The sequence below is a fragment of the Leptolyngbya boryana PCC 6306 genome, assembly GCF_000353285.1.
Classification (GTDB): Bacteria; Cyanobacteriota; Cyanobacteriia; order Leptolyngbyales; family Leptolyngbyaceae; genus Leptolyngbya; species Leptolyngbya boryana.
Window position 1 is genome coordinate 292,881 of sequence record NZ_KB731325.1, and the last position, 24,918, is coordinate 317,798.

Sequence of the window (24,918 nt, forward strand, 5' to 3'; positions counted from 1 at the left end):
AGTTCATGCAATTTTGCATGTGCCCACGAGATACGCAACCAGTGCATTAGGAAGACTCAGAACGCTTGTCAGATAGGCAGTTGAGGAACTCAATCAACTTTGGCGACACGCCAAAAATCTCAACAGAAATCTGGAGTGTATTGGATCGGGCTGCATTTCGTTTCAAACGTTCTGCCCAAGCGAGTCGTCGATGAGCACGTTGGCTGCGAGTCAGGTAAGAGATCGCGGGTTCGATAGTTTGAATTGCTGAATTGCTCTGTTCAATCCGAGATTGGTGTCGCCGCAGGTGTTGCCGAATCTCTCGCCGCAGTTGAGTCGCTGGAATGTCTGTCCAGATCAACGCTTGAGTCCCCTGTACGGTTTTCATCGGAGCTTGAGCAATGATCGTAATCTCAGGCTCTACGGCAACTGTCGGAACCGGAGGCAGCTTTGTTCGGATGACTGAAATTCGTCTGCCATTGGTGTTTTTGGAATCATCGGACAGACAATGTTGCTTTACGGGACAGCTCGCACAAATGCGCGGATTCATACTAAACAGCATTTGCATATCGCCGCGGCGAGTATAGCGAATTTCACGGCGGGACATACGATGACCTGCGGGACATTGCACAGATTCATCATCCATGATTTTGAAGTCTTTGCCTGCATACTTATGACGACTTTTCGCCCAGCCCTCCGCAACCGTCATTGCACCATAGCGAGGGGTAGGGTGACTCGATTGAGGCACAGCTGCAGGTTGAGGGGCTTCGGGTTGAGGAGTCGCAACCTCCTCCGTCATCTCTGGTAAAGCAGACGACCATTCTGTTTGCCGCTCACACAACTGAGGCGTATGCCGCGTCAATTACTTTTGGGCTTCGCGTCAATTAGAACAAATGCTCAAACCTTTACAGATGCAGAGCGATCGCATCTCAGTATAATTGACGCGAACCCGATTTGTAATTGACGCGGCATAATTGGCATTCCCACTGACATCGCCGTTTCAGTTGCTGAACGATTAGCACAACTGGCACCGGGTGCAAAGGTGGTAGAAGCGTTTAACATTACATTTGCCGAGATTCTCGCTTCTGATTCTCGTCAATTTGGAAGTGAACATCCAACCGTTTTTTACTGTGGAGACGATGCCGAAGAAGGCGATCGCGGCTCAACTCATTCAGGACTGTGGCTATGATGCGATCGATGCTGGCGGGTTAATGGTGTCGCGCAGTCTGGAAACCTTAGCCACTGCCTGGGTACAGTTTGCAGTGGTCAGTAACCTGTTCCCAAATGTTGGTCTTAAAGCGTTGCGTCGGTAGGTTCAGTATACGTTCCCCTTTCCCCTCAACCCATGCCCCTCAAACCAAGCTCCCTTCTTGTCAAAGCAACACTGCTTTTGAGTAGTAGTCTCACCGGGCATTGTCAACTTAACCGATGATAATCAAAATTAGACACAATAATTTCTAGATCGCGGTCATCGCTCCAGTTTACGCAGCATCTTTCACGCAGGTGATTTCCCACGAATCCTCAAAGCATTGGCGCATCTGTTCTCGATATCGTTTTGAACTCAGGTCATGTTGCTTCGGGTGAAAGTGGGATCGAATCGGGTCAAAGGCTGAGAGAAATCGTTGCGCTTGCCCTGGAGACTTGAAGCGGCGCATTCGTCGTTCTCGTACCCTGGTCGGTTGATGCGAATTTTCTGCCCGATTATTCAACCCTTTGTGTTGTCGATGTTCTACGCTCGGCATCACCTGTTTCTTTGCCGCTTCATAACTCTTCAGCTTGTCGGTGACCATCACCCGTGGCACAAACCCTTGTTTCTTCAAAAGCTTGCGGAAAAATCGCTTCGCTGCTTCAGTGTCTCGATGGCGTTGCAGTAAGACATTCAGCACGTTCCCTTCACTGTCTACTGCCCGCCACAGGTAGTATTGCTGCTTCTTGATTGTTACTACCATTTCGTCAAGATGCCATTTGTCTGTGATGTAACGACGCTTGCGCTGCAACTGATTCGCGTATTGCTGTCCGAATTTCTGACACCATTCCCGAATCGATTCGTACGTCACCTCAATGCCTCGGTACAACATCATCTTCTCGGTGTCTCGGTAGCTGAGGGGGAAGGTGTAATACCACCACACACAGTAACTGATGATTTCGCCGGGGAAGCGATGACGGGAGTACATGGGCAAGCGGATGCGCTCAACGTTGAACCAGTACGATCATTCTATAGCCCGGTTAACCTGACTGCGAAGATAAAAGAGTCTTTCTGCTGCCGTCTTTTCCACAGTGTCATAATCACTACCTCATTCCACTCTGTAGTCTAGCCTGCTGAGAAGAAAAATTCGGATGAAGAATTGCAGTCTTTTAAGATCCTCTTGATGGAAGAGCTTGGTTTCCATGCAATCTAATCCTGCGAAGTTAGAACGAGTCAACTTTCTCTATACTATGCAGGAACGAGCTTAGGACACCTAAGCATTCCTGATTGATAGGTATTTCTACAGCTTCTGACCTTCTGTACTGCAACGTTGCGGTACAGAAGATTCTTGATATTTCTAGGCTCAAGTTTGAGAGTCATGCAAAATCTTCAGCGTATTGCAGGTCTTGAAGTGTTTGGAATGACAGACCTAGCGATCGCGCAACGATCTCTAATGCAACTCCTTCTCTCAGCAGATTCCTGGCGATTTTTAACTTTTCTGCCTGTGCTTGATCCTCAGTTTTGAGTGGAGCGAAGGGAAGAGCATTATTCAATCCAGCACTTCCTAAGCTTTGCTGACGTTTTTGACAATTTCTAAAGAAAGCATTAATTGCAGCTTCTTGTTCAGCCCGAAGGGTATAACGACGAAATACAGACTCGCTCTCAATTCCACCTAATCGACGGGCATGAGTGGGATCAATATCATCCAGCAGCAATTCTGTCAGATAGGTGTGTCGAAATAGGTGAGGATGCAGATTTTGGATTTCAGCTAATTCTCCAATCTTTTCAATTGCAAAGTAAATTCCATGATACGTTAGTCGCTCCCCGCGCCGGGTCACATGATGTGAGAGTAGCAGTGGACGATCACAGCTTAGTTCCTCTCCCTGACTTCTACGCCAATTCAGATAAGAGTCAATCTCAACCCAAGAAGCGGGGTCAAGTGGAACGATTCGGGGGCGATCGGTCTTAGTATCTGCAATGAAAAGAACTTTTCCGCTGAATCCGTCTGTCGTGTGATTTCCGATCGCGCCCAGATTCAAGTCAACCACTTCACCTGCTCGTAAGCCATGACTAAGAATATGGATGAGTGCGCGATCTCGCAACTGCGTCTCTCCGCGTTGGTCAACGGCACTCCAAACCAATGCTTGTTCTTCCTCAGTTAAGCTCTGCGCTTCCGGCAGAGGAATTGCTTTTCCTTTGAGTCCGATCGCTGGATTTGTGGGTACTAAATCAGGATAGGTCTTGTGCAGCCAAGCAAAAAAGCTCCTCAGTGCCATCACCGCTAGGTTGCGACTGCTTGTGGAAAGTGGTTTCCCCTGGCTGGTTCGCACTTCCTCCGTCAAGTAACGCAAATAATGAGCATTGAGATGATGCGGTTTGATTTCGCTCCACAACAATTCTGACCACAACAAAAAGCGGTAAAGCTCTCGTTCGTAGTTTCTGCGAGTATTTGGCTCAAACCCTCCCGCATTGAGAAACTCCCGCACTTTCACACTACGAATATCTGTTGGTGGCAACCGTAGTGTCGCCACCTTACCTTTTTGTCTCGGAGGCGAGGTGCGATCGTCGAGAGGCAAGGGGATCAAATGCGCTTCAACTTGTGGGAGCGATCGAGCAACCATACTTTCAATCCATTATTAAAAAATCAGCGTTGAGTGTGTCCAACAATCCAGATTTCCCCGTCGTACCAATCCCCTCGTAACTCCAACAAAAATCCTCCTAATAATAATGCCAACCAAACTTCGATCCACGGTTGATTTAGCTGCTGACACAACTCGACAAAGGGAATCGCATGAACCTGAGCCGTTTCCCAGAAGGTAACGATCGCCTCCGTCCACTGAGCCACATCTTCATCATGAGCAGTCTCCATTGCGGCTTTAAATGCTGCGGCTGCTTCTGCATCCGTTAACTTTGCGTCTTGCCGCAACTGCTCACCCATGACCGTGATTAATTGAGCAGAATTAACAGGTCCAGCCGCAGATTCAGTTGGCTCTATTTTAATTGGAGATTTCCGATATTCTGGATAGGGCGCGGGGAGATCATATTCAACCAACCTAGATAAATTAAACTCTTGCGTCTGCATCACTAAATCAACCCGACCGGAAATATCGACAATTGGCTCAACTGGATCATGCTGCTGCTTCCAATCTTCAATCAAGACATCCGAGCGTAGACAAATTAATTCTGCAATTTGTTGCAAAATTTCACCTGCTAACTCTAGCTGCACAGAAGCCGATTGAGATGCGATGATTTCAACCCATTGGTCGTAGGTTTGCCATACGCTCGTCAGTACCTCTTTCTCATCAGGAAACGCAGTCGCTACTTCTAGCGATCGCCGTAAATCGAGTTCGAGTTGCTGACTATCCATCGACTCTCACCTAATAATCAGTTCATCGCATCGGGCGACCCGTACAAAGCGGACAGAGCGCAGGGTGACGTTCATCTCCCTCATCATGCAATCGACCAATGCGATATGTCTGATATTCCGGAAAATTTTCATTTAAGACTTGGTTGAGTGCCCTTACCATACTTGGAATGAGATAATCTGTCACATCCTTCGGCGCAAGTCCTCGACAGTGATAAGGTCCAGAGAACGCGATCGTCTGATCCCCTAAAAGCAGCAAAGCCCCGATCGCGTGCAATCGATCCTTTGGCGTTTCACGATACCACAATAATTGGACATAGACCCGCTCTGGAGGCAGAACTGGAGCGGCTTGAGGTATCCACGCTCTCAGCAAATCTGAAGTTGAGAAATCGTTGCCCTGTGCTCTCAAGTGTTTAATTCCAACCTGCTGTTTGGCAAGTTTTTTGCGTTTATAGTTTTCTCGACGTTGAGCATTAATCGTTTCCTGGTTGGCGTAATAGTAACGAAGCTTATGACAAGGATCTCCTGCCCAACAGCCATCCCCACCTTGAGCCGCATCATGAATCTGTTTTGCCTCGGTATCGCTGAGGGCAGAACAAAGTTTACATTTTGGGTCAGGATTTTTCGGCACGGATTCCTCCTCTATTCATCCTCAGTCATTCAAAGCCACTTTTCATCAAGTTTTATAAGAATTTAATAGTACAAAAATACCTAGAATTGATTAGTAATTCCGTACTTATATCGAACATCGTTAGAGTTTCGCTAGAGTCAAGATAATTGAATATTATCTTATATCAAAAACATTAGTTGATGCGTACTGTAGAGTAAAATAGGGGCAATCGCGCTATCTGACCTCAAATAGGTCGTGGAGTCTATGGAGTTGCCCACTGAGCAAGCCTCAATCCAAGCGGAAGTCCACCAGCCGGACATTCCGATGCCTCCGACCAACTTAACTTTTGACGATGGAGAACCTTTGGAAAGCCCTCGCCATCGCATTGCGATGAATCTCTTGATTCGCTCTGTCCAGTCCGCGTTTCACGATCGTTCCGACTTTTTTGCAGGCGGCAATATGTTTGTGTATTACAGCCGTACTCAAGCGATGAATCAAGACTTTCGCGGACCAGATTTTTTTGTGACGCTGGATGTCGATGGCAGTCGGGAACGGAAAGCGTGGGTGACTTGGGAAGAAGAGGGGCGTTTTCCGGATGTAATTGTGGAATTCCTATCGCCGAGTACCGAAAAAGTGGATCGTGAGGATAAAAAGCGCCTGTACGAACGAATTTTCAAAACTCAAGATTATTTTATTTTTGACCCTTTTGATCCTAACTCCTTACAAGGTTGGCACTTGCAGATTGGGCGGAGAGGTTATCAATCGCTCCGCTTTAATGCACAGGGCTGGCTTTGGTGTGAAGCATTAGAACTATGGTTGGGAACCTGGCAGGGGGTGATCGATCGCGAACCTGCCACTGGAACTTGTGATTGGCTGCGATTCTACGATCCAGATGGAAATCTCATTTTGCTTCCAGAAGAGGCAGAACGAATTGAGAAAGAGGCGGAGAGAGCAGAAAAGGAGGCTGAACGGGCGAGAGCCGATCGAGCAGAACAAGAAAACATAAGGCTGATCGAGCAACTGCGCGTTAGAGGAATCAATCCAGAAGAATTATTGGGAAATTAGCGGTACTGTCAATCGCTACCAAACTGGGTTGATATTCGTAAAACCCTTACACGGAGATAACAGGAGGAGTTAAGTTCAGGGGGTGACAACGGGGCTACAAGGCAGACTGAATCAGGGAAATGGCATGGAGACCTCGCTGGAAAAAGCGACGTTTCTGCGGCTTGAGTGCCATGAGTTGATGTGCCAACGTTGACTATAGATTGAGACTGCCAATCCACAAACTTCCATACAGCCCGATCCAAAATCGACTGTGGCGATAATGAGCGCGTTTCGGTTCTTTGACTCGACCGACATACTGCTGCACCTGTTTTTTGCGAATGCGCTTTCCTTGTACCGAGGCAAGCGAGTAAGCAATCGTCATCAGAACGAGTAAGGCAGTAAAACGATGAAAGTCAGCATGGCAGTCTTCAAGGTGATAGCCACCGGATTTGAAGTCCTTAAACCCCGGCTCAATGCAGAACCTGAAGTCGTAGTGAAACAACACTTGGTTGATATCGGTGAGATTGGTGAGCAAGTACCACACTTCGGGAGTTGTCGATTGAGCGTAAGCGCGTTTCTGATACATCACGAGATTGTGTCTACCAAAGCCGCGTTTCTGAGTGACTTGGATTTGCAAATATTGTTCGGGAATACCCGGAGATTGTGGTAGGTCATCGAGCCGCGAAAAGCCTGCACCTGCTTCTGGTTGAACGGTTGTACTCTTGGGTAAGCGAAATATGAATAACACGTTTTTCGCAACACACCAGGCAGCAAGCTCAATACTGTGAAACTCACGGTCGCCCAGCAAGACAAAGCGCCGTTTTTTCAACAACCGAAACACAGGTTGCAACACACTCTGTTGATCCCTCAGTGAACTCTGTCCTTGTTTGTCGAGCCACGTCCAATACAACGGAATCGCTCGATTGTGATACACGAAACTGACCATCATCAGGTTATGTCGGTTCCACTGCGTTCGGTCAAGCACGATTTGTAAGATTTGCCCACGCGGAATGTGTTGTTTGATCCACTGTTTAGCGATAGGAAACCACAACGCTTCGGGTGTCATCTGCGGCAGGCTTAAAAAGCGTTGTAGATTCCGTCGTCTACTCTCAAATAGAATCGGTTGTGGAAATAGCGTTGCAAGACGTTCAATCGTAATTCTGCGTTCTTGCTGCAATAGATTGACTAAGATTTCCAGCGTGATGAATTGAGCATCCGAGAGTTGTGATTTCAAACAGGATTGGTAGAATGAAGGCAACATTTTTAGTGACGAAGGAGTGAATCAATTAGTGTCACTCCTTTTTTTCTGAGCCTATCGCTGCTATCCGGCAGCGCTTCTAACTTTCAAGCTCGTTGTCACCCCCTGAAGGAGTTAAGGCAATTAATGCTTTGGTGGATGAGAAAGTTGGGCAAGTTCGTCTAGCAGAGAGGCAATTTCAGTGGGAAGTCTCACAGTTTGAAGTTGCTCAGATGTGAGACTTCCCAAGTTTTTAGCGATCGTGGCTCGAATCTTATTCTGTAAAGCAACCGGAAGAGTTGAGCGAATGTGCTGTAATACAAATGCAGCGCGATCCTTGCCCCGCTGCCAAGTCTCAGGATTGGCGCGAACTTGCTGCCGTGCTCTAACCTGGCATTCCTTACCCACGTATTTCCGTACCCTTCGGAAATGTTCTGCTAACTCGTCCTCTGATTCTTCACGGAGATTCTCATCAACATCCGCTGCGGAAATTGCCGCTTGAATTCGATCTTTAAAATCTACGGGAGCAGCATTACCAAGCGTGTTACGAAGTATCGATTCTAAAACGTCAACTTCCACAAATAGTGATTCGATACGGTGACCACTCTAAATGCAGTCGATTCGCTCTACCTGAAGCCCAGATCGAAGCCAACGCATTGGTGGTTCCTTGTCGTAGTCACGATCAAGAACGCATACAATGACAAGACGCTCATTATTCTCAAGCTTGGGAAGAAGAGGGCTAGATGCAAGACGCTCAGCGAGATCTGCTGTCGGTATGTTAGCAACGCCATCAAGCGGTATACACGTCCAATTGTTGAATTGTTCGATCTGGGCTGATGCCTTACTAAGGTGAGCGATGGCGCATTGTTCTAAAATAGTCTTATCGGTCGAACCCTCAACAAAAAGAACTCGCCGAGCCGCAAGAAAATTGACTGCTGAGTAGAGAGACAGATCATGAGTTCCCTCCAAGGCTTTCAGTAAATCCTTTTGTGAATGAAGTTGTCTGAAGCGCGAAAATTACCGCTCAATATTTAAGATCGCACTGTCTGAATATTGCCGAAGGCAGTGGACAATGTGATTAGAGTGAGTAACTAAAATGACTTGTGCGTTAGCTGTACGTGAAATCTCAGCAATGTATTCAGCAACTGTAGCTTGTATTACAGGATTCAGGTGTAATTCAGGCTCATCTAGTAATAGTACACATTCATCGGTAAGTGTAGGGCGAGCGAGCTGCATCTCAACTTGGCTAGGAAGAGCGAGTAGACTCACCAGAGCATCGTTAGCGGATTGAATTTCGAGTCTAACTCCTCCACGACAAAAATTAACGGCGAGAGGAGCACCAGATTGAGCGTCGCAAAGAGGTGTTCTAGGGATAATTTCAGCTTCTGCGACAGTTCGTAATATACAGTTAAGCCGTTCAATTGCCTTCTCATTAAAGCGAATCAGCCAATTTCTTACTAGTCCACAACTGGCGTTAGAGGAAGATGCAGTTTGAAGTTCGTCGTCAAGATAGATAGGTTTCATTAAAGCGAAGTGTATTGACATAACTATTAAAGGTCGAACTCATGCCCTTCACTGAGTTCTTACTGAGTTCCTTGGGAATAAGCGCTTCAAGCTCTACAGTCACATCTGGAGAAGCGATGTCACTTGTTTGAGCCGTAAGTAGTGCTTTTGCGAGCTATCCTGCGCCATCAAAGAGTCTCTGGATTGTAAAGTGTTTGGCAGAAAAAGGATCAGAAGGATCAGCCTGCATGAACAACATGTTCAACCTGCCTAGGTTCCGATGTGAGGAATGCAATCTCTTCACTGCTGGCTGTCCAACTTGAATTGCTTGAAGATACGGAAGGGGTTGCTAAATCGACTCCTTGCATTAAGAGGGAGATTCCCCTAAGGAGCGATGTCTTCCCAAATGCATTTCTGCCAATAATGACCGTGAGCGGAGCGAGGTCGAGTTGGAGTGATTTGTAGCAACAGAAGTGAGAGGGATGTTTGCAGGAGGAAGAGTATGCACGGCAACCAATCCGACAAAATGGAGAAGCTCAAAGGAAAGGAGATCGCGATCGCACTTCTGTACCGCAACGTTGCAGTACAAAGCAAGATCATGCCGACCTCATTTGAGGGCAAACGTTCCCAAGTGTATACTGATGCCTACAAAGCAGCCATGAGCAAAATCGACGAAATCGAAAAACAGCACGTAGATTTTTGTTGGAAATCGAGATAAATCTTGTACTATATGAAATCAACGCTGGAAGGTTAGCGAAGCGTTGACTTGTACCGCAACGTTGCAGTACATCCTTAAAAGTTGCGTTTCAGGAGTTCTAAATGGCATGAAACAGTCGATTCAAGAGACTCTATCAGCCATAACTGGACACAAACAAAGCATTTTCTATCAGTTGATCATGACCCAGTAATAGAATACGGAAACTGAATTTATGCAGGTTAGACTTACGATCGAGAGCAATACGGGTGGTTCTGGAAAAACAACATTAGCCAGCCATCTCGCCTACGCACTGGCGAAAAAGAAACTTCGAGTCGTTTTGATTGAGCTTGATCCGAATGGTTCGCTTGCCTTGTTTACTGGACTGCCAAAGCTGCGACCGGATGAAGTGGAAGATTCAATCTCGTGTATTTTTGAGCGTCAGTTTAAAGGGGATTATCCGCTCGTTCCAGTTTGGGAAGAACATACGAAGTTAGTTCAAGTGATTCGAGGCGGCTCTCCCTTGCATACTGCCATTCGAGGACTGCACTTGCATGAGCGTCCTTATGAAGTGCTGAAGGATCGCTTAGAAGACTATCCGATCGACGCGGATGTGATTATTATTGACACGCCTGCTTCGGTTGAGCCGATGGGATTGATCGCGTTGGCAGCAGCAACTCATTTCATTGCCGCAATCAAGCCAGAGTTCAAAGACTCTTGGAGTTCAAGCGATATGCTGAACTGGTTTTACGAGAAAGTAGACTCGTTGCGCCTGCGTCCTCGTCCTGAAATCTTAGGCTTTGTTCCGTCGCGGGTTGACCTTCAGAAAGCGGTTCATCGCAATCTTCTCGGTCTTAGAGCGGATGGCACAACCAATGACAAAATTGATCCGGTTGATACGATTCCTTATCAGCTACAACAGCTTGAGATTCCTTGCTTTCCTCATATTAAAGAATCTGGCTTTTTCCTCAGCGCTAGTGGAACAGGACTTCCGGTTCATTTGTATAGACCTGACGACAAAATCACGAAGTCGTTCGATCCAATCGTCAAAGAAATTGTTAAGAACCTGAAGAAGTAAAAGGACTAAATTATGCCAAAACCTCAAGCGATTAAGCCGTCTGCCATGTTTGCAGATGCTAACCAAAGTCAGCAGATCTCTCGGCTCAAAGGTCGGGTCGAAGAACTGGAAACGGAAATTGCCGAACTTAAATCGAGTGGTTCTAGCTCTCAAGAGAAAGCAGAGCTTGAGTCCAAAATTCAGTTTTTGGTGCAAGAACTGTCAGAAACTCAGGGAGTCAAGCAAATTGACTTCAAAGACATCAGCCGCAATCCGCTGCAACCCCGCATTATTTTTACTCAGGCACAACAGCAAGCGTTTGCCAATGTATTAAGAGAGGAAGGGCAGCTTGCCCCAGTGCTGCTGATTGAGATGACGGGAGAGGTGCGATCGCAGTTAGAGCAGTACGAGGAACAAGGACTCTTCATCGCAGATCAGCCACTCTATGACATCAACCTTCCCTACCTGATGTTTGATGGGGAGCGACGATTACGATCGGGTCCACTGAGCGGTCTATCAAGCCTAAAGTCAGTCATTATGCCTGCCAAGGGTGCGATCGATCTTCTGGAAATTCAGTCGAAAGCAGTTTCGACCACAATTCATCAAAAGAAACTGCATGACCTGGAAATGGCGCAAGTTCTCATTTGCCAATGCGCTCATCGTTACCCTTACCTGAAAGATGTTTTGGACGAATCGTTAGATATTGAACTTCCACGCGCACTCAATACGGCTTTGACTCAGTTAAAACGACGATTAAGACGTGGCGATCAATCTGCCGATTTAGCAGAGATTCTGACTGCTGATCGCTCAGTTCAAAAAGAGTGGATTGAAAATTCAGGTTTAGAAGAAGAAGCCAGGGCGATTTTAGATGTCATTCTGAGCTACCAGCAGAACCCGGCTACCATCTCTCGATATGTGCTTCCTTTGCTGAAACTACCAGATGATTTGAAGCAAGCAGTCTGGGATGAAGGCTTAGAACCTGCAAAACTTCGCTTGCTTAATCAACTGAATGCAGAGGCACTAAATTTTGAGGATGAAGCAGAAGCGAAAAAGATCCGGATGGAAGTAACTCAAAATGCGATCGCAAACAATTGGAGTACACAGACCATTAATGAGCAAGTGAAGATCATTCTGGCTCAACACAATCCCAGTTCTGAACCTGAACAACTCAAATTGCCTAAAGAGATTACAGCACTAGAAAATACTGATTTTTCTGAATTATCTCCCGCTCAATTACGAGAGTGTCAGCAAATTCTTAACCGCAGGCTCAAGGAGATCAAACAGTTAATCAATCAAGAATCCTAGCGATTGTACAGGTAAACCTAACCTGGAGACATTGGAATGCAGAAAAATCGAGATAACTCGGTTCACGAAGAGTTGCTCACAAAGCGTTTAATGACGCTATCTGAGCAACCCGTGAGCCGTTTAGGATTAGCTAGTTAGTATCTCAAAGATCTAACCTGTGTTCAGCCCGCTTTTGAAGCAAGCATCAATTTCTATTGCTCCTACAATCTCTCCTCCGATCCAATAGTAGAGAGACTTGCGCCACTCATCGCAACACAAAGAGAATCCGTCTTTGTTGCAACAGGAAGCAAATCTCGTGATCTCAATACACTATAGGACTATTTAGATCAGAGCCATCGATCGCTGAAACTCGATATCATTGATGCTTTCTTCATCGAATACTTCTCTCCAAAGAATAGCGCCAAGGAGATTCAAGCCGTTCTTGCTCAGTTGCAGCAGTGGAAAACGGCGGGAGAGATTCGCTATATGGGATCTAGCACTCACAATCGGGGCATTGCTCTCCAACTGATTCAGGGAGATCAGGTGAATGTCTTAATGCTGCGATATAATATGGCACACCGAAAAGTAGAAGACCAAGTTCTTCCGGCGGCGCTGCCCCAGTGGAGCCTTTCTGAACGACGGGTTGGTTGATGCAAGCATTCGTGGTGACCATGATAGATTCTCCTTGATGAATAGAGCAGGAATAAAAAACAGAAACAATTGAGGAACAGAAAAGAGTGAGAGAGTAGAGAATCGGGGAAAGCACCCGCCATCAGGAGGATGCCTTTAGGTTGTGCTTTCCCAACAGCGCCAAGATGGATTAACAGCCCACGGCTTCGACGCGAACGCTTTGACTGCGAACGAGGTCATAGAGCCGTTGGTGTACAAGCAGAGTCGCAAACCCATTGGCAGGAGAGAAGCCATAGCGCTGTTGGAAGGTGATGACTGCAGCGACGGTTCTCGGTCCATAGAACGGTTGAATCATTGCGTCGATGAGACTGCTGGGTTCAGCCTTTATCCAAATCGACTCAAATTTCGAGTTTCCGCAACTTGTTCAATGAAATCAGCGACTGCATGAGCTAAGGATGCAGCAAAAAGGTCTTGTTGTAGCTGCGAGAACCGGATTTCTGCATCCTCCCGAAGCACATCGGACAAGGATTCTGAAGCGCTGTATTGACTGTATGCCAGTTCAAAATAGGGCTGCGCTTGCTGGAGCCGTTCAATTGTGGGTAAGCGATCGCGTTTGACGTGAGAATTGAATTTTGGATCAGCAGGAACGAGATTCTACAGCTCGTTAATCGGGTAAACGGAAACAGGCATCAGATGGTCTAGATCGTAAGCAACACCTTGAGTAATTTCGCGGTGTGTCCAGGGGCAGATAAAGGTATAACCTTCGAGAATCAGTAGATCGATTTTGTTACGCTCCCAGGTCAGCGGACGACGGTTATCAGGACGATCCGTGAGCAGGGTGTAAATATCTCCTCGATCGAGGCTGGAATCGTCTTGCTTGACTGACTCGGTGAATAAGCACCACTCATGAATGCATAAAGCTTCGACCCAGAGCGACATTTCTCGGAATACTTGCCATAAATCAGCTTTCACAACTAGGCATTTCTCATGCGGCTGAGTGCTGGGAACTGCGATCGTGCGATCGTTAAGCTCCTTAACCTGCTTCGGCTTCTCGAACACGGTCCAATTTCCTGGTCCTGCATACCGAATCGGCATTTCTAGCGTTTTGCTGATGTCCTTAAGAACCTGTTGATAAGCGTCGAGCAATATGGGTGGATACGTCTTGCGCTTGCGCGGGACACGCAACTCGTTGATGACAAAAAATCCATCTGAGGGACGTGCAGCACTGCCAAGAGCATGTTCCCATAGTTCTCGAAAACGGGTTAAGGCAGGGCGAAACGCCATGTCATTTTTGCGCTTATTATTTGAAGGTGTCACCTCCTTGAAGGTTGTGGCTCGTTGTCCTTGCCAGATTGGACGATCAATTTGAGCAAATCCCCAGTAGTAGGCAACCCAGAACTCAGCTAAGAGACGGAGTGGAATCGCAATGTCCTGACGATAGCTTCGCAAGTCAGGAAATGACAGCACGACATCATTAATTGCGCGAAGAAGAGCAATTTTGTAGCTGGTGATCTTAGTGTCGTGTTTGAGAATGGTGCTAATCACCATTCCGGCAGACTTGTCAGCCATTTTTAAAGATCAGTTAGAGTATAAGATACTACTCTAATGCCCCTGTGATGGAACATGAGAAGGGAACCGAGTTGAGTGGCAGCGAGAGTCACCTGATATGGTTAGAGATCGTTTTATACCTGCAAGAGTATGATAACGGAGGTGACGTATAGCCCATCTACTCATTTCAGGTTTCTGTACTTCTATGAGCGCTATTCAAGCCATTCCAGAGCAAGGACAACTCGTTAAGGTGCGGCAGCGCTTGTATGTGATGGCTGACGGGTGCCAGACGACACTGCCTGCTGGTCTTCTATTGTCTAAAATCTGCTCAATATCTCGTTCTGTTGTCCTCGATCGCAGACGATGGCTTGGGTGAAGAGCTTCAGGTGATTTAGGGGTTAGAACCCGGAGCGCAGAGGTTTGAGCGAGTGGCTGCTCAAACCCATGGGCTTTGATGATTCCGCAGACTGGATGCGTTTCTCGACCCGATGCGATAGGGCTGCTGCTGCTGATATTCGCACCCTCCAAGCCCCGTTTCGGAGTGGCACTGATCTTGAGGATTACTAGCTTGATCCAGTGGTTCGAGCGATTCAGATGCCGCGTGTCAATTTGCTGATCGCGGATGATGTTGGATTAGGCAAGACGATCGCAACGGGTTTGGCAGCCCAAGAACTCCTGATTGTCAGTTCCCTCAATGAGATTCGTAATTGCGGATTATAATCCCAAAGGAGATCGCTCAATCTCCATCAAACAGGTCTAAAAAAATGGAACACCCGATGGTGCTCAGTTCACAGAAAGTCGGTGAGCTTCTGAGTCTGTTTAAGCAACAATATCCAGACTGGAAAAGCTTCTCGAATCCAATCGATATTCGCTTTCAAGAAGATGAAATTGACTATAAACAAAAGCTGATTGATAAAGCAAAACATCAATTAGCTGAACCTGAATTGCGTGAACTGATTCAGTCGGAGGACTACAATACCTTCATTGCTCGGCTTCAAATTTTAGGACAGGATAAAGAGAATAATCTACTCTTTCTTCGATATCCAAGTTCAAGCGACTTGAATATTCTGAGCGTTCCAGATTTGGATAGGAAAACGTTTTGCAAAGTCTTCTATGACTTACTGTATGGCGATGGAAGTCTCGAAGCTCGATTGGATGACTATTTAACATGGATTGAACGCAACAAGCTACCGAACAAGTGGGCCTTTCCCACACACTTTCTCTTTCTATGTCATCCTGAAACAGAAATTTTTATTAAACCCAGTGCAATCAAAACCTTTCTAGATTTTATTGACCAAGGGAGCATCTTCACATCTAGCCCTTCAGCACAAAGCTACAGCGCAATTAGACAAGTCGCCTCTTTCTTAAAAGAAGCTCTTCAACCATACAAGCCGCGAGACATGGTTGATATTCAGAGTTTGATCTGGGTCTGTAGCTCAAGTCTGAGTCAGCAAGCACGCTATTGGAAAATTGCACCTGGTGAAGACGCTTGGCAATGGGATGAATGTCGTCATCAAGGCTTTATTGCCATTGGATGGGACGAACTCGGTGACATTGCCAATCTTAGCAGATCGCAGTTTGATGCTCGGCGGGATCAGTTGATTACCCAACATCCAGGCTGGAAGTGGTCAAAGACGGGCGTGAATCAGGTGTGGGTGTTCTCGCAAATCCAAGAGGGAGATCGCATTGTTGCCAATCGCGGTAAAACAGAAGTGCTGGGAATTGGCACGGTCACAGGTTCTTACTATTTCGATGCCAATGCCAATGAGCAAAAACATCGATTGCCCGTGCAATGGTATGATTTAACGCCTCGTTCGGTTAACAAAAGTGGATGGCAAAGAACCTTAATTGCCGTATCCGAAGCGGAATTTAGCGCGATCACTGAAGCGGATATGGGCACCCATCCTAAATCTCTATTTTCTCCAATTACCTTTGAACTATTGGCAGAACTCAAAGCAACGCCAAAGAAAACAACTTATCTAGCAAGGAAAGATGAGTTTAAGCAACAACTAGAAGAACCCTTTCAACGGCTATTTCGGCAAGTTGCAGCCCAACTTCCAGAAGCACTGACTGAGCGGATGGAAACGGAACGAAAAATCTTTGCCAAAATTCCCAAGAATGACTTCAAGCATGGCGGTGCTTGGGACTTCTACTGGGGGGCATTTTATCCGAAGGGCGGGCAACGAACGCAAGATGCTCAACTCTTCCTCTGGATGAACTATGAGCGTCTAGAATTCGGCTTCTTCATCGGTATGTACGGCAGCGAACAACGACAGCGATTTATTCAAAACTGCCAAAAGTACTACTCACTGTTGCTTGATCTATTAGAAGAAAACTTATCCGATCCAAACCTATTCTTCGGAAGCCGTAGCCGCGCCATCATTAGTTCAGATGGAACAATATCGGGTCAGGCGAATCTCAGCTGGCAAGATTGGCTGAAGAACCCAGAACAACTGGGAGATTTACATGTTGCGATCGTCCTTCCTAAATCCACAGTTTTAGCGAGTTCGATTGATCAACTCACACCCCAAATCGTGCAAACCTATCAACAACTGTTTCCGCTAATTTTACTGGCAACGTCGAACGATCCGACTCTAGAAATTGAAGAATATCTCCTAGGAGACGAACCTTCCCTTCCCATCAATCCGCCCTACTCTCTTGCTCAGTGTGCTGAAGAGACGTACATGGACTCAGAAGTCTTGAAAGGCTGGGTGCAAGCCCTCGATCGGAAACAACAAGCCGTTCTGTATGGACCTCCTGGCACGGGTAAAACCTTCCTGGCTCGTCATCTAGCTCGACACTTAGTTGGAGATGGGAATGGATTTGTGGATATCGTGCAATTTCATCCCGCCTACACTTACGAAGACTTTATTCAGGGCATCCGACCCAAACGAACAGAAGGAGGATTGGATTATCCCACCGTGCCAGGACGGTTCCTAGACTTCTGCAAACGTGCTCAGTCTTGTGGTGATCATCCTTGTGTTTTGATCATTGACGAGATCAACCGTGCCAATCTCGCTCAAGTATTTGGCGAATTGATGTATCTCCTAGAATACCGGGATGAAAAACTCTATTTAGCGAGTGGTGATCTCTTGAGCATTCCGAAAAATGTTCGCATCCTGGGAACGATGAATACCGCCGATCGCTCGATTGCCCTGGTTGACCATGCGCTGCGTCGCCGCTTTGCTTTTCTCTATGTTCCACCCAACTACGAGGGCTTGCACAAATACCATGAATCAACAGGTTATTCGGCGGCGAACCTCATTCGCATTCTGAGGCGAATCAATGCTCAACTTGACGATCCCCATTATCAAATCGGCACCAGTTTCTTTCTTCGTCTAGATCTAGACACGGAACTCAAAAGCATTTGGTAACTAGAGATTGAGCCTTATCTGGAGGAATTCTTCTTCGACCAGCCTGACAAAATGAAAATGCTGCGATGGGAACAGGTGAAGGAGCAACTCAACCCATGAACGTGACGAAGCCCATCGTTTATGAACTAACCGAGTATGCTGCAACAATATTGCCTTCTGACGCTATTCCAATTGAATTAGGAACGCTGCTCTGGCAGACTTATGGCGAAAATGGCACCTTGCGAAAGAGTGTGGTCAAGATTGATTTTCCTTCTCCGATCACAGGCGGACAGTGGCGATTAACCTCACAAGGCTGGGTCGGCTATATCCCACTATCAGATGTGCTAGGATTTCGGCTGCAACCGAAAGTTGGTCTAGCAAATATCTTTGGCATGTTGGAATATGCCTACAACCTTAAGAGCTTTCATTTTCTCGACGGCTTGAGTCACTTCGATACCCTCGAGGAACTTTATAGCTTCCTCGCAGATATCCTATCTCGACGCATTCTCGATCGCGCTCGAAAAGGTCTCTACCGCACCTACGTTCCAAGGAGCGATCAGATGACCGTTGTCCGGGGGCGCATGGACACACGGCATCTAGTTCAGAAACCGTGGGAAGTCAACATCAAATGCCACTACAAAGACCATACATCAGACATTGAAGATAATCAGATTCTGCTCTGGACACTGCATCAAATGATTGCTTGTGGAGGCTGTAACCCTCAAGCACTAACCAACGCACGTCGAGCTTACCGAGCGCTGCAAGGCACAGTTTCGCTAGAACATGTTGCTCCTCAAGCTTGGATGAAACGGATCTACAACCGTCTGAATGACGACTATCAAGCGTTGCACGCACTTTGTCGATTCTTCTTAGAGCAAAGTGGACCGAACCAGACCGAAGGCAATCGTAAAATGCTGCCTTTTCTGGTGAATATGGCACGACTCTACGAACTGTTTGTCGCGGAGTGGTTGAAAGCTCACCGAGTCAGCCACCTATGGATCCACAATCTCGACGTTAAATCTCAACATCAAGTTGAGATTAATCAGGAGGGATCCTTGTCCTTCAACATTGACCTTGTGTTATTTGATCGCACAACGGGTCAACCCCGTTACGTTTTGGATACGAAGTACAAAATTCCAACCGCGCCTTCTACTGAAGATGTTGCACAGATTATTGCCTATGCAACGGCTACAGGCTGTTCGGAAGCAGTTCTCATCTACCCAGAAATACTACAAATGCCCCTCGATGCCAGAGTGCAAAACATCCATATTTGCACTCTGACTTTTGCTGTAGATGGAGATTTGTCTCAAGCAGGAGAACAATTTTTAGAAAGCTTACTTGCGTGTCAACCCATAGCTAGGACAGCATGAATGCATCAAGTTCGTCAATGGTATGAATTATTTTTGTTTGGGGAACTCCATATACCTCAGCGAGCTGAATGCTGTTTTGCAATCTGAGCGCTGTATTTTTGGTTTGATCAAAAGCAGCTTGTGTTAGATCTCCTAGTCGTTCATATTTAATGATGATCTGGGCAATAACCTCCTGATAAGCGCGATCAATTTTGGCAAGGCACTGGTTATAGTACGCTGCTAATCTTTTTTGCAACTTTTCTGCTGCTTCACCGAGATATGGTTTTCCAAAACTCATGATCATCCGACCCGCAATGGTTCCGACCAATGCTCCTAAGACAGGCACGGGGATCACAGCTTGCCCGATCGCTGCACTGAGCGCGACGATCGCCGACTCTGCACAAGCAATCTGCCCGAGTTCTAGAAATTCATCAAGCGTAATGTCGCCATCCGCATAGCGTTTTCCGATGGCTACAACCGCAAAACCTGCACTAATCACAGCACCCGCAAGTGGAGCAGAAAGATTCGCAAAGTTGGTTAATCCATAAAGTGCTGCGCCAGAAACTCCGCCCGTTGCTCCGCCCTGGGCAGTGGCGAAACCTAGCTCTTGCCAGTCTGCGCTTGTGAAATCACCTTTAAAAGGATTCTTGCCTTGCCGATATTTTTCAAACAGTTTGAAGGTGACCTGAAGACCTGCTCCAATCACAGCCCCTTGAGCCGCGACCTTTGCCATTTCTCCAAGGCTCGGTTGATGCTCTAACCGAATCTTGTCTTTCAAGTCTTTCTGAGTCTCTTTTAGCTCCTGTTCATGTCGGTCTAAAGTATCTTGAACCTTGCCTTGCTGAACTTCACTGTAGTTAGAGATTCCAGGCTTGACCACCTCGTGAAATGGTCGACCTGACAATTGCTCAACTGCCTGAATCTTCTCCCGAATTTTCTGAATGGAGGTTTGAGACAGCCCTTCCACCATCTCCCCTTGAGCGACACGCTGCATCACTTCATACTGATCTTTTGGTACGTGATAGTAGGAACCATTACGCCCAAAATACTCATACTGTTTCATGTGATTTAGAACGTGTTCCAGGTTCTTCCCAACTCCATTGACAAACTTCGATTGAACCTCCACCTGGTCAATGCAATAGTCTGCTGGCGCAGTTCGACCGATGCCATCAAAGGAAGCAGTAGGCGTGAGTTGATGCACCAAGTCTCGTGCGTTCCGAATTCCCACTTCAACCTGCTCTGCAATCTCACCATGTTTCGTGTGCAAGTTGCCTAGAATGTGCTCAGGACTGCCCACGAACTCACGAACCTGCTGAACTTGGCGCAAAGCATCAGCAAAAGCGCTATCTTGACGGCTGAGGTCTTGTGCGAGTTCTCGCGCACGGTTGAGATTTTCAGCATCAACCATGCTGGCGATGATCTGTGTGGTTGGATGGATATTCTCTTTCATGCTGCACATTGGATTAGGCGATCTTCTGATTGAGCAACTTCGATAGGGATTGAATATTGTTGATCAGCGCCGCAAGCGTTTCTTGTTGCCCCTGTGTAAATTTGCGGTAATCCTTCGGTGCTTCTTTCATCAAAGTCTTGAGCTGAAACAGAACACCATCCGCATGTTGTTGAGTTAGATCTAAAAGACGATCAATTGCTTGTTCTGCGGCGGATAGCTTCTTCGTTTCCGCTTTGATTTCTACGGTTTCTTGTGTGGCTTTTTCCGCGACTTCTGCATTTTTATGATTGGCATAGAACGCACTGCCTGCAAGAGCGACTCCTCCGATCGCCCAACCCACCGGGCCTGCTAGCGCAAGCAACGCATTGCCTGCAGCCATTCCTCCTCCGCCTGCTGCGAGTGCACCACCGCCAAGCCATGCGAGTGCGGCATTCGTTGCAGCAGCGCCAGATAAAGCAGAAATCGCAGTTCCAGTCGAAGCCGTGCCGAAAGTGGTTGCGATCGCCATCGCTGCAGTTGGACCAAAAGCGGCGACACCTGCTCCGGCAGCGACACCTGCTCCAGCAACCGATCCACTGACCTGCTCATGTTTTCTCGCTTCCAGCTCGATTTTTTCTGCCAGTTCTACAAATCGGCGATATTCTGCTTTGAACGCTGCAACCGTCTTATCAAATTCTTTCGGGGAGTTTGACAGAGTATTAATGTAGTCTTCGCAAGCTTGAATGATTTGATCGGCTGTTCCACGCCGTCTGTTGTATAACTTCTCAGATTTGTACGTCACCTGAGCAAAAACACTTTCGTACTCTTTCGCGGCACCTTTGAGCGCCTTCAAAGCGCGATCCCTTGAACCCTGATTGAACATCTTTGTGTGCTGAGAAAAGCGAAACAGCTATGACCAGTAATATACCCAAAACCCGTGTGAAGCTTCCTATGCGACGATTGCAACAACAAGTCTTTAAATTCGGCGGTGCTCAATGGCGAAATGAAGTGTGTTCCTTATGTGGTTGATAAGGCGAACGTCCTGGTTTTTTGAAAAAACTTCGCGAAGTTTTACCTCTTTGCTATGCACAATCAATACACTAAGTACCACTTCACTTAATACTTCTATCGATTTCTGGCAACGCTCGAAACCAACATGACATCTCCAGGAACAGGCTTGCTGTCCAAAAAATTCCCTGATTTATGCGATTTCTAGTATGTGTGAGCTGCAGCTAAAGTCTATCGATTCACCCCGCAAGCTTTTGTCAAAAACTTCTCTTGATACAGGCTGGCTGTGAACCAAGATCCTTTTTCGTGCTGCACAATTCGGCGAGGTTGTTGAGTTGAATCCAAGATTCCTGTTTTTAAGATGAATAGCTGTCGTGTTCGACAATTGCCACTGTATCGTACGTATTGTTTATCTATTTCTGCATCGAAATTAACGCGATCTCCTCGACGTACAACAGTATTGGCTCCAAATAAATCAGGGTCTGAACCCTGCGGATACATGCTGCTGACTCCTCCCGTTCCAGGAACGATCTCCCATGTAATGGTCTGAGCTAGTATTGGCGACGTATAAAATAAGGCTCCTGCTACTGCAGCTCCAAAAAGTAGCATAGATCTAGCATGCCTAGATAAATTTGTTAGCTTCACCATGTAAAACTCCAAATTGCGATTCTTAGAAAAAGGTGTTGTTACACACTATAGGCGATGTACAATTTATGAATCAGCATTTAGTCAGCTACCAAGCCATCAATCAGGTAACAGGCAGCTCTCGCCTTACTTGGGTTTAGAGAACTGATTTGCAATGTGGATCGCTTTTTCTTGAACCACATTGAAAGAAGGAAGCGCAGCGTTAACTAACCAATGAAGAGCTTTCTCTGCTGCTTGCTGAGGACCCGATTGAGTAACGGGCTGTGCTGTTGCTGAAGCATCAAGCTGCTTCAAGTCCTTGAGGAGGAGTTTAATATTTGCATAGCGATCGAGAAGTAATGGAGCAGCCATTTTCTCTAAAATTTTGCGGAAAGCAGGACTAAGAGAATTGTGGGTCAAATAGTCCTGGTAGTTCCAGTGTTTACCCTGATAGTCAAGCAGATAGGTAGGTTCTATACCCGTCGCAGCCTGTAAGCAGACTACACCCAAACTGTAAAGGTCGCTAGCAAACGTGGCTTTTCCTGTCAGCTGTTCTTGGGCGGAGTAAGCAGGGTCGCCGATTAGGTACTCTCCTGCCTTGAGAATGCTATCTTGCATCATTTCTGCAATTAATTGAGGAAACCCAAAGTTAATTAAGGTAAACGTTCCAGAATGATGTGAGTAAAGAATGTGTTCCGGTTGAATATCTCTGTGGAGCAATGAAGATTCATGGAGCGTTTGCAGAGCGGGTAGGAGATCTCCAAGTAGCTTTTGGATCTGGCTTTCGGTGAGGTAAGACTGATTCTGGAGCAGTTCAGATAAGGTAGAGCCGTGGGGAAGTGCTTCAATCAGGTACAAGCCATTGCCGACGACAGAATAATCGATCGGTGTCTGCAGGTTCGGGACATCCTTCAAGGTATGCAATGCGGCAACAGACTGCTTGAAAATCTCGATCGCTCTTTGACGATTCGCTGAGTTCTTGAGAATCTCTTCAGGCAATAGAATTTGCTTCAGTTGGATGGGAGCGCTGGCTGAAAAAGCTGTGTCTACTCCCTTGAAGGTTCTAATAAATTTACCCATTTGGATCGGTTGTAGAGCACGGTAGCGAGACTTAATCAGCAATTTTGCGCCACAACTACGACAGGCTCTTTGGTTGTCAGGATTTTGCGGATCAGTGCAATGGGGATGTAGGCAAACGCTCATCATGATTCTTAAAATGCTCTCGCTACCCTCAGTATTCCCAATGTGCCGTGACAAATATGGCTTCTGAATAGACAGGAGCAGTATTATCGCTACGTAGTATCTACCCCATTCTCAAGGCTTGCACCTATGCTGGAGTTCGACCAATATGCTAATGGGTGAGAATCTGTTTGATCTTGGTGAAATTAGTGCAGATTTTCTAGTGGACAAGTTGGACTAAGTGAAAGAGATTAAGGAACGCGATCGCATGTAAAAAAACCGCTGCACTGGCTCTGATTGATCCGCAATCATGTGTTGACTAAATTGTTCGATCGAGGGCATTTGAGATTGCAGAATTTCCCAAATCTGTGCAGTGCCCGTACTACTTTTCGCTTGTGGAATATTTAGCGTAACCGCACCACGCAGTTCTCCCAAGGACAAACGAATCAGCAGATTTTAGAGGGACTTCTACCCAGCTAATTTGCAAGCTATTTTTGCGATCGTTTTTTCTACTGCTGTAACTTACCAAGGTGTGTAAATAATCTGGTCGAATAGGCAAATTTCACAAGATATTGCGAGATCAAGAACAAGGGTTAGCCTCGTCTTCTCTGTCTTGACAAACCACGATCGCAGATTCAAATGTTCAGGTTCAAGGCATCAATAGTCAAATTACTTCCTTAAGTATTTTCGCGGATTTTATCAAGAGATGCCCAAATTCTTATCCTACTTACACTAAACCAACTAACCTCAACATTATCTGCACTAATTTTCTCTCTCTTCACTGTTCTCTTATAAGAACGAAACTCCAAGGGTGTGCAATTTCGGTATATTCTTTTCCCAGAGTTCCGTATGTTCCCCCAAAGCCTCGCAGGTTTAGATTGATTATCCTTAAGAAAAGCTTAAGTCTAGGGCGTTCAATTCACGCTGCTGGATGCCTTGCTTTGACTCAACAGGTACTAACTTTCCGTTGTGTCTACTGTCGTTTTGTAAGGTCTTTATGCCGTCTAATTTTCAGCCTCAAGAACAGACGTTTGTGTTGGCTCCAAGTTCAGATCAGCCACTCAACCCTGCACTCGTTAATGAAGAATTCTGCCGCTACAGTGGCGTGATTCCAATGGACTGGGAACTAGCGCGAGATCCCATCTACACCCCTCAACTGGTTCAACTCGCTTACCAAAATAACATTACGATTACAGCCCAACCAAATCGCATCTTGTTCACGGAAATGACCGCGAATAAAGAGAAAGGAGAGTATCGCGCGGCTCAGTTAGTTCGTCGGTTTGCAGAGGCTCTGCCGAATTTGAAGGTGCAAGCGTTTGGGTTTAATCCATTGGGACATGCTCAACTTGGTGACACAAAAGAAGATGTGCGAGACTATCTCAACCAAACGCTCCTTTCACCTGGAGCATGGCAAAATGTTGGGATAGAACCTGTCCGTCCCCAAATCAGCTTAGCTTATACCTTGGAAGAAAGAAGACAACTGAACCTAACAATCAGTGAAGCAAGTCTAAGAAGTGATGCTGTGGTTTTCACCCCTGTCGTGGTCTTTTCAGGAAATTTTAGCTACACCATTGAAGGTGAAGCCGCAGAAGCGTGTCGAGCATCGATGCTGAGAGCGTTGGATCGCGCTCAAGAAGATTTGGACTTCTTTATCAACCTGATCAATGAGAAATTTCTAGCTGTTACATCTGTTGCACCTGCATTAATTCCCGCATTTGCTTAGTTCATTTCTTATCCTAATTGTGGTGGAAGCTGATTGTCATCCAGCTAGTAAACTCGCGCTTCCTCCCAACAAGTTCTTTCTATGCTGATTGCTCTTGCTGAGATTGGTATAACTGCG

27 protein-coding genes and 1 pseudogene are annotated in these 24,918 nt (G+C 46.5%); 12 read left to right on the forward strand and 16 right to left on the reverse strand.

Annotated elements, in window-relative coordinates:
* Window positions 1-46: 46 nt before the first annotated feature.
* A complete protein-coding gene (locus tag LEPBO_RS0132155) occupies window positions 47-841 on the reverse strand; it encodes a hypothetical protein (RefSeq protein WP_144056424.1) in 795 nt (264 codons plus the stop codon).
* Between the two features lie 205 nt (window positions 842-1,046).
* Between LEPBO_RS0132155 and LEPBO_RS0132160 the strand changes: the two genes are divergently transcribed.
* Entirely contained in the window at window positions 1,047-1,292 is a 246-nt protein-coding gene (locus tag LEPBO_RS0132160) for a hypothetical protein (protein WP_017291713.1), read from the forward strand.
* A gap of 168 nt (window positions 1,293-1,460) precedes the next feature.
* Here the strand turns inward: LEPBO_RS0132160 and LEPBO_RS0132165 are convergent, their stop codons facing one another.
* From LEPBO_RS0132165 to LEPBO_RS0132180, 4 genes are all read right to left on the reverse strand, one after another.
* Window positions 1,461-2,153: an IS6 family transposase gene (locus tag LEPBO_RS0132165; protein WP_026149075.1), complete on the reverse strand. Its 693-nt coding sequence runs from the start codon at window positions 2,151-2,153 to the stop codon at window positions 1,461-1,463.
* Window positions 2,154-2,541: 388 nt separating this feature from the next.
* Window positions 2,542-3,786, reverse strand: coding sequence for a tyrosine-type recombinase/integrase (locus LEPBO_RS0132170; protein ID WP_017291715.1), 1,245 nt, complete (start codon window positions 3,784-3,786; stop codon window positions 2,542-2,544).
* A 23-nt stretch (window positions 3,787-3,809) separates the two neighbouring features.
* Complete coding sequence (locus tag LEPBO_RS40560) at window positions 3,810-4,532, reverse strand: hypothetical protein (protein WP_017291716.1); 723 nt, start codon at window positions 4,530-4,532, stop codon at window positions 3,810-3,812.
* A 22-nt stretch (window positions 4,533-4,554) separates the two neighbouring features.
* Window positions 4,555-5,160 carry a hypothetical protein gene (locus tag LEPBO_RS0132180; RefSeq protein ID WP_017291717.1) on the reverse strand — a complete coding sequence of 202 codons (606 nt, stop codon included), beginning with the start codon at window positions 5,158-5,160 and terminating at the stop codon, window positions 4,555-4,557.
* A 243-nt stretch (window positions 5,161-5,403) separates the two neighbouring features.
* Between LEPBO_RS0132180 and LEPBO_RS0132185 the strand changes: the two genes are divergently transcribed.
* On the forward strand, window positions 5,404-6,204 hold the full coding sequence (locus tag LEPBO_RS0132185; RefSeq protein WP_017291718.1) for a Uma2 family endonuclease: 801 nt from the start codon (window positions 5,404-5,406) through the stop codon (window positions 6,202-6,204).
* 193 nt (window positions 6,205-6,397) lie between these two features.
* On the opposite strand, the gene LEPBO_RS39080 is transcribed toward LEPBO_RS0132185, so the two are convergent.
* From LEPBO_RS39080 to LEPBO_RS45505, 4 genes are all read right to left on the reverse strand, one after another.
* A complete protein-coding gene (locus LEPBO_RS39080; RefSeq protein WP_017291719.1) occupies window positions 6,398-7,444 on the reverse strand; it encodes an IS4 family transposase in 1,047 nt (348 codons plus the stop codon).
* A 120-nt stretch (window positions 7,445-7,564) separates the two neighbouring features.
* The gene (locus LEPBO_RS0132195) at window positions 7,565-7,999 is read right to left on the reverse strand and encodes a hypothetical protein (RefSeq protein ID WP_017291720.1); all 435 of its coding nucleotides are present in this window, start codon (window positions 7,997-7,999) and stop codon (window positions 7,565-7,567) included.
* A gap of 438 nt (window positions 8,000-8,437) precedes the next feature.
* On the reverse strand, window positions 8,438-8,944 hold the full coding sequence (locus LEPBO_RS0132205; RefSeq protein WP_190711107.1) for an AAA family ATPase: 507 nt from the start codon (window positions 8,942-8,944) through the stop codon (window positions 8,438-8,440).
* A 218-nt stretch (window positions 8,945-9,162) separates the two neighbouring features.
* A complete protein-coding gene (locus LEPBO_RS45505) occupies window positions 9,163-9,441 on the reverse strand; it encodes an AAA family ATPase (RefSeq protein ID WP_144056444.1) in 279 nt (92 codons plus the stop codon).
* On the opposite strand from LEPBO_RS45505, the gene LEPBO_RS0132210 reads away from it, so the two are divergent.
* The 4 genes and pseudogenes from LEPBO_RS0132210 to LEPBO_RS44185 form a co-directional block, all read left to right on the forward strand.
* Window positions 9,426-9,641, forward strand: a complete 216-nt coding sequence (locus LEPBO_RS0132210; protein WP_017291723.1) for a hypothetical protein — start codon at window positions 9,426-9,428, stop codon at window positions 9,639-9,641. The genes LEPBO_RS45505 and LEPBO_RS0132210 overlap by 16 nt on opposite strands.
* A 211-nt stretch (window positions 9,642-9,852) precedes the next feature.
* Entirely contained in the window at window positions 9,853-10,695 is an 843-nt protein-coding gene (locus LEPBO_RS0132215) for a ParA family protein (RefSeq protein WP_017291724.1), read from the forward strand.
* A 12-nt stretch (window positions 10,696-10,707) separates the two neighbouring features.
* Window positions 10,708-11,979, forward strand: a complete 1,272-nt coding sequence (locus LEPBO_RS0132220) for a hypothetical protein (protein ID WP_017291725.1) — start codon at window positions 10,708-10,710, stop codon at window positions 11,977-11,979.
* Between the two features lie 333 nt (window positions 11,980-12,312).
* Window positions 12,313-12,609: pseudogene (locus LEPBO_RS44185) on the forward strand (hypothetical protein); the annotation flags it as partial.
* A gap of 169 nt (window positions 12,610-12,778) precedes the next feature.
* Here LEPBO_RS44185 and LEPBO_RS43135 read toward each other — a convergent pair.
* Window positions 12,779-12,943: a peptidoglycan-binding domain-containing protein gene (locus LEPBO_RS43135; protein ID WP_017291727.1), complete on the reverse strand. Its 165-nt coding sequence runs from the start codon at window positions 12,941-12,943 to the stop codon at window positions 12,779-12,781.
* A 100-nt stretch (window positions 12,944-13,043) separates the two neighbouring features.
* On the opposite strand from LEPBO_RS43135, the gene LEPBO_RS43765 reads away from it, so the two are divergent.
* Window positions 13,044-13,205, forward strand: a complete 162-nt coding sequence (locus tag LEPBO_RS43765) for a hypothetical protein (RefSeq protein ID WP_199323900.1) — start codon at window positions 13,044-13,046, stop codon at window positions 13,203-13,205.
* 37 nt (window positions 13,206-13,242) lie between these two features.
* On the opposite strand, the gene LEPBO_RS39090 is transcribed toward LEPBO_RS43765, so the two are convergent.
* Window positions 13,243-14,157: a hypothetical protein gene (locus LEPBO_RS39090; RefSeq protein WP_017291729.1), complete on the reverse strand. Its 915-nt coding sequence runs from the start codon at window positions 14,155-14,157 to the stop codon at window positions 13,243-13,245.
* Window positions 14,158-14,341: 184 nt separating this feature from the next.
* Between LEPBO_RS39090 and LEPBO_RS43140 the strand changes: the two genes are divergently transcribed.
* The 4 genes from LEPBO_RS43140 (at window position 14,342) to LEPBO_RS0132250 (ending at window position 18,859) form a co-directional block, all read left to right on the forward strand.
* The gene (locus tag LEPBO_RS43140; RefSeq protein ID WP_154660848.1) at window positions 14,342-14,512 is read left to right on the forward strand and encodes a hypothetical protein; all 171 of its coding nucleotides are present in this window, start codon (window positions 14,342-14,344) and stop codon (window positions 14,510-14,512) included.
* Between the two features lie 200 nt (window positions 14,513-14,712).
* The gene (locus LEPBO_RS43510) at window positions 14,713-14,856 is read left to right on the forward strand and encodes a hypothetical protein (RefSeq protein WP_017291730.1); all 144 of its coding nucleotides are present in this window, start codon (window positions 14,713-14,715) and stop codon (window positions 14,854-14,856) included.
* Window positions 14,857-14,900: 44 nt separating this feature from the next.
* Complete coding sequence (locus LEPBO_RS43770) at window positions 14,901-17,510, forward strand: AAA family ATPase (protein WP_017291731.1); 2,610 nt, start codon at window positions 14,901-14,903, stop codon at window positions 17,508-17,510.
* 95 nt (window positions 17,511-17,605) lie between these two features.
* Window positions 17,606-18,859, forward strand: coding sequence for an McrC family protein (locus LEPBO_RS0132250; protein ID WP_036047119.1), 1,254 nt, complete (start codon window positions 17,606-17,608; stop codon window positions 18,857-18,859).
* Here LEPBO_RS0132250 and LEPBO_RS0132255 read toward each other — a convergent pair.
* The 5 genes from LEPBO_RS0132255 to LEPBO_RS0132275 form a co-directional block, all read right to left on the reverse strand.
* A complete protein-coding gene (locus LEPBO_RS0132255) occupies window positions 18,846-20,288 on the reverse strand; it encodes a hypothetical protein (RefSeq protein ID WP_017291733.1) in 1,443 nt (480 codons plus the stop codon). The genes LEPBO_RS0132250 and LEPBO_RS0132255 overlap by 14 nt on opposite strands.
* Window positions 20,289-20,301: 13 nt before the next feature.
* Complete coding sequence (locus LEPBO_RS0132260) at window positions 20,302-21,150, reverse strand: hypothetical protein (protein WP_017291734.1); 849 nt, start codon at window positions 21,148-21,150, stop codon at window positions 20,302-20,304.
* Window positions 21,151-21,506: 356 nt separating this feature from the next.
* On the reverse strand, window positions 21,507-21,884 hold the full coding sequence (locus LEPBO_RS0132265) for a hypothetical protein (RefSeq protein WP_017291735.1): 378 nt from the start codon (window positions 21,882-21,884) through the stop codon (window positions 21,507-21,509).
* Between the two features lie 162 nt (window positions 21,885-22,046).
* A complete protein-coding gene (locus tag LEPBO_RS0132270) occupies window positions 22,047-23,105 on the reverse strand; it encodes a protein kinase domain-containing protein (RefSeq protein WP_026149076.1) in 1,059 nt (352 codons plus the stop codon).
* A gap of 210 nt (window positions 23,106-23,315) precedes the next feature.
* Window positions 23,316-23,519 carry a hypothetical protein gene (locus LEPBO_RS0132275; protein ID WP_144056426.1) on the reverse strand — a complete coding sequence of 68 codons (204 nt, stop codon included), beginning with the start codon at window positions 23,517-23,519 and terminating at the stop codon, window positions 23,316-23,318.
* Window positions 23,520-24,075: 556 nt separating this feature from the next.
* Here LEPBO_RS0132275 and LEPBO_RS0132280 point away from each other — a divergent pair.
* Window positions 24,076-24,801 carry a hypothetical protein gene (locus LEPBO_RS0132280; protein ID WP_017291738.1) on the forward strand — a complete coding sequence of 242 codons (726 nt, stop codon included), beginning with the start codon at window positions 24,076-24,078 and terminating at the stop codon, window positions 24,799-24,801.
* The last annotated feature ends 117 nt before the right edge of the window (window positions 24,802-24,918 follow it).